Origin of the sequence: Leucobacter chinensis (assembly GCF_019049105.1) — a bacterium.
Lineage (GTDB): Bacteria > Actinomycetota > Actinomycetes > Actinomycetales > Microbacteriaceae > Leucobacter_A > Leucobacter_A chinensis.
Genome location: NZ_JAHQZR010000021.1, coordinates 1 through 5,545 on the forward strand (window position 1 = coordinate 1; position 5,545 = coordinate 5,545).

General features: G+C 52.7%; 3 rRNA genes. All 3 read left to right on the forward strand.

What is annotated here, in order from left to right:
• Positions 1–206 precede the first annotated feature (206 nt).
• Positions 207–1,727: ribosomal RNA gene (locus KTJ78_RS13435) — 16S ribosomal RNA — on the forward strand.
• A 433-nt stretch (positions 1,728–2,160) separates the two neighbouring features.
• Positions 2,161–5,277, forward strand: a 23S ribosomal RNA gene (locus tag KTJ78_RS13440).
• A 144-nt stretch (positions 5,278–5,421) separates the two neighbouring features.
• A 5S ribosomal RNA gene (gene rrf / locus KTJ78_RS13445) occupies positions 5,422–5,538 on the forward strand.
• Together the 16S, 23S and 5S rRNA genes form the textbook arrangement of a ribosomal RNA operon.
• Positions 5,539–5,545 lie beyond the last annotated feature (7 nt).

Below are 5,545 nucleotides of genomic sequence, written 5' to 3' on the forward strand. Positions count from 1 at the left end.
TGGTCCTTGAGAACTCAATAGTGTGCACTAAATTGTCAAATGCCAATTTTTTGTAATCCTCCGTTTTTGGAGAGATTCCTTTTTTGGATTAACATAATTTCGGCCAGTTGGAGCCAGTTTTTCTGGTTTCGCTGTTTGTTTTTATTTAGTCAGATCAAACTCGCTGCATGTTCCCTTATTCCGGGTTCGTGTATGCATTCAGTTTTTTTACGGAGAGTTTGATCCTGGCTCAGGACGAACGCTGGCGGCGTGCTTAACACATGCAAGTCGAACGATGAAGCCCAGCTTGCTGGGTGGAAGAGTGGCGAACGGGTGAGTAACACGTGAGTAACCTGCCCTTAACTTCGGGATAAGCGCTAGAAATGGCGTCTAATACCGGATATGAGCAATGATCGCATGGTCGTTGTTGGAAAGATTTATCGGTTTTGGATGGACTCGCGGCCTATCAGCTTGTTGGTGAGGTAATGGCTCACCAAGGCGACGACGGGTAGCCGGCCTGAGAGGGTGACCGGCCACACTGGGACTGAGACACGGCCCAGACTCCTACGGGAGGCAGCAGTGGGGAATATTGCACAATGGGCGAAAGCCTGATGCAGCAACGCCGCGTGAGGGATGACGGCCTTCGGGTTGTAAACCTCTTTTAGTAGGGAAGAAGCGAAAGTGACGGTACCTACAGAAAAAGCACCGGCTAACTACGTGCCAGCAGCCGCGGTAATACGTAGGGTGCAAGCGTTGTCCGGAATTATTGGGCGTAAAGAGCTCGTAGGCGGCTTGTCGCGTCTGCTGTGAAAACCCGAGGCTCAACCTCGGGCCTGCAGTGGGTACGGGCAGGCTAGAGTGCGGTAGGGGAGATTGGAATTCCTGGTGTAGCGGTGGAATGCGCAGATATCAGGAGGAACACCGATGGCGAAGGCAGATCTCTGGGCCGCTACTGACGCTGAGGAGCGAAAGCATGGGGAGCGAACAGGATTAGATACCCTGGTAGTCCATGCCGTAAACGTTGGGAACTAGATGTAGGGACCATTCCACGGTTTCTGTGTCGTAGCTAACGCATTAAGTTCCCCGCCTGGGGAGTACGGCCGCAAGGCTAAAACTCAAAGGAATTGACGGGGGCCCGCACAAGCGGCGGAGCATGCGGATTAATTCGATGCAACGCGAAGAACCTTACCAAGGCTTGACATAACCGAGAACACTGTAGAGATACAGGACTCTTTGGACACTCGGTTACAGGTGGTGCATGGTTGTCGTCAGCTCGTGTCGTGAGATGTTCGGTTAAGTCCGGCAACGAGCGCAACCCTCGTCCTATGTTGCCAGCGGGTTATGCCGGGGACTCATGGGATACTGCCGTGGTCAACACGGAGGAAGGTGGGGATGACGTCAAATCATCATGCCCCTTATGTCTTGGGCTTCACGCATGCTACAATGGCCGGTACAATGGGCAGCGATACCGCGAGGTGGAGCGAATCCCAAAAAGCCGGTCTCAGTTCGGATTGGGGTCTGCAACTCGACCCCATGAAGTCGGAGTCGCTAGTAATCGCAGATCAGCAACGCTGCGGTGAATACGTTCCCGGGCCTTGTACACACCGCCCGTCAAGTCATGAAAGTCGGTAACACCCGAAGCCGATGGCCTAACCTTTTGGAGGGAGTCGTCGAAGGTGGGACTGGTGATTAGGACTAAGTCGTAACAAGGTAGCCGTACCGGAAGGTGCGGCTGGATCACCTCCTTTCTAAGGAGCACTCACCACGTTTGTGGTGTAGAGAAGCCTGGTTCAAGAACGAATGTTTCTTGCTGGGTGCTCATGGGTGGAACATTTGATGATGATGTGTGGATGCGTTTCATGCTGCGAGTACATTGGGATTTGGTTCCTGGTAGGAAAGGGTGTGGGGTGTTGAAGCAGGTCGTGGTGCATACTATTGGGTCCTGAAGGCCCAGGCGATGCCCTTTTTTTTGGGGTGTTGGTTTGGTCTTTCGGACATGCTTTCATGAACGTGTTGTCATGGGGGTGTGTATCGACCGTATGTTGAGAACTACACAGTGGACGCGAGCATCGACAACAAGACTTTGGTTTTGTTGTTTATGTATCATTGGACTCTGCTCACACGTTTGTGTGGGTGGTTTCATAATGATTCTTTTGGATAATTTTTAATTTACTTATGTGATTTCAAGTTGCTAAGAGCGAACGGTGGATGCCTAGGCATCTGGAGCCGAAGAAGGACGTAGTAATCTGCGATAAGCCTCGGGGAGCCGATAAACGGGCTTCGATCCGAGGATTTCCGAATGGGGAAACCCCGCCAGGGCGCGTGCGTACCTGGTGACCCGCACCTGAATATATAGGGTGTGTGGGGGGAACGTGGGGAAGTGAAACATCTCAGTACCCACAGGAAGAGAAAACAACATGTGATTCCGGTAGTAGTGGCGAGCGAACCCGGATGAGGCTAAACCTCTGGTGTGTGATAGCTGGTAGGCGTTGCATCAGGGGGGTTGTGGGACGCATGGGAAGGCGCTACTGAGCCTTCAGCGTGAGTGTTCAAGTGATAGAGGAACAGGTTGGAACGCCTGATCGGAGAGGGTGAGAGTCCCGTACTCGAAATTGCTTGACCGCGTCGTGTGTATCCCAAGTAGCACGGGGCCCGAGAAATCCCGTGTGAATCTGTCAGGACCACCTGATAAGCCTAAATACTCCCAGATGACCGATAGCGGACTAGTACCGTGAGGGAAAGGTGAAAAGTACCCCGGGAGGGGAGTGAAATAGAACCTGAAACCGTTTGCTTACAATCCGTAGGAGCCTCCTTGTGGGGTGACTGCGTGCCTTTTGAAGAATGAGCCTGCGAGTTAGCGGCATGTGGCGAGGTTAACCCGTGTGGGGTAGCCGTAGCGAAAGCGAGTCTGAATAGGGCGATTCAGTCGCATGTCCTAGACCCGAAGCGAAGTGATCTATCCATGGCCAGGTTGAAGCGTGTGTAAGAACACGTGGAGGACCGAACCCACTTAGGTTGAAAACTGAGGGGATGAGCTGTGGTTAGGGGTGAAAGGCCAATCAAACTTCGTGATAGCTGGTTCTCTCCGAAATGCATTTAGGTGCAGCGTTGCGTGTTTCTTACTGGAGGTAGAGCTACTGGATGGCCGATGGGCCCTACAAGGTTACTGACGTCAGCTAAACTCCGAATGCCGGTAAGTGAGAGCGCAGCAGTGAGACTGTGGGGGATAAGCTTCATAGTCGAGAGGGAAACAACCCAGATCACCAACTAAGGTCCCAAAGCGTGTGCTAAGTGGAAAAGGATGTGGAGTTGCTGAGACAACCAGGAGGTTGGCTTAGAAGCAGCCACCCTTGAAAGAGTGCGTAATAGCTCACTGGTCAAGTGATTCCGCGCCGACAATGTAACGGGGCTCAAGCACACCACCGAAGTTGTGACATTCATATAACAGGTAGGCCTTCGTGGTCCAGCCGTATGGATGGGTAGGAGAGCGTCGTGTGGCGAGTGAAGCGGCGGAGTGATCCAGCCGTGGATGCTACACGAGTGAGAATGCAGGCATGAGTAGCGAAAGACGGGTGAGAAACCCGTCCTCCGGAAGACCAAGGGTTCCAGGGTCAAGCTAATCTTCCCTGGGTAAGTCGGGACCTAAGGCGAGGCCGACAGGCGTAGTCGATGGACAACGGGTTGATATTCCCGTACCGGCGAAGAACCGACAAGAACCTAACGAGTAGTGCTAAGAAAACTGAAGCTTTGCTTTCACCTTCGGGTGTTTGCTTTGTGGATGCTTCGAACCCGAACTCGGGTGGTTAACGTATTAACAGGTGTGACGCAGGAAGGTAGGTGATCCCAGGCGATGGTTGTCCTGGGCTAAGCATGTAGGCCGAGTGGTAGGTAAATCCGCCATTCGTGAAGGCTGAGATGCGATGGGGAGCTCTTTTTGGAGCGAGTCACTGATCCTATGCTGCCGAGAAAAGCATCGACGTGAGGTTCTAGCTGCCCGTACCCCAAACCGACACAGGTGGTCAGGTAGAGAATACTAAGGAGATCGAGAGAATCGTGGTTAAGGAACTCGGCAAAATGCCCCCGTAACTTCGGGAGAAGGGGGGCCATCCACTTATACGGATTTACTCCGGAAAGGGTGTGGTGGCCGCAGAGACCAGTGGGAAGCGACTGTTTACTAAAAACACAGGTCCGTGCTAACAAGCAATTGGATGTATACGGACTGACGCCTGCCCGGTGCTGGAAGGTTAAGAGGAGAGGTTAGCAACTTCGGTTGCGAAGCTTTGAATTTAAGCCCCAGTAAACGGCGGTGGTAACTATAACCATCCTAAGGTAGCGAAATTCCTTGTCGGGTAAGTTCCGACCTGCACGAATGGCGTAACGACTTCCCAGCTGTCTCAACCATGAACTCGGCGAAATTGCATTACGAGTAAAGATGCTCGTTACGCGCAGCAGGACGGAAAGACCCCGTGACCTTTACTATAGCTTGGTATTGGTGTTCGGTGTGGCTTGTGTAGGATAGGTGGGAGACTGTGAAGCGGATACGCTAGTATTCGTGGAGTCATTGTTGAAATACCACTCTGGTCATATTGAACATCTAACGACGAACCCTGATCGGGTTTTCGGACAGTGCCTGGTGGGTAGTTTAACTGGGGCGGTTGCCTCCTAAAAAGTAACGGAGGCGCCCAAAGGTTCCCTCAACCTGGTTGGCAATCAGGTGGCGAGTGTAAGTGCACAAGGGAGCTTGACTGTGAGACTGACAGGTCGAGCAGGGACGAAAGTCGGGACTAGTGATCCGGCAGTGGCTTGTGGAAGCGCTGTCGCTCAACGGATAAAAGGTACCTCGGGGATAACAGGCTGATCTTGCCCAAGAGTCCATATCGACGGCATGGTTTGGCACCTCGATGTCGGCTCGTCGCATCCTGGGGCTGGAGTAGGTCCCAAGGGTTGGGCTGTTCGCCCATTAAAGCGGTACGCGAGCTGGGTTTAGAACGTCGTGAGACAGTTCGGTCCCTATCCGCTGCGTGCGTTGGAAATTTGAGAGGATCTGACCCTAGTACGAGAGGACCGGGTTGGACGAACCTCTGGTGTGTCAGTTGTTCTGCCAAGGGCATCGCTGATTAGCTACGTTCGGGATGGATAACCGCTGAAAGCATCTAAGCGGGAAGCCGGCCTCAAGATGAGATTTCCGTGCCCTTTAGGGTGTGAGGTTCCCAGTAGACGACTGGGTTGATAGGCCAGATGTGGAAGCGCAGTAATGTGTGGAGCTGACTGGTACTAATAAACCGAAGACTTGATTTCTTCTCACCGTTTGTGGTGGGAGACATAATGTTTCAAAAGATTTTAGCGTAACGATGAATTCGCGTTCACTTTGTGGTTCTCAACCTGCGGCCCACATTCTCTGACCTTTTTTGGGTTGGGTGTGTGTTGATAGGTTAATAGTGTTACGGCGGCGATAGCGTCAGGGAAACGCCCGGTTACATTCCGAACCCGGTAGCTAAGGCTGACTGCGCCGATGGTACTGCGAGGGGGACCTCGTGGGAGAGTAGGACACCGCCGGACTTCTTTT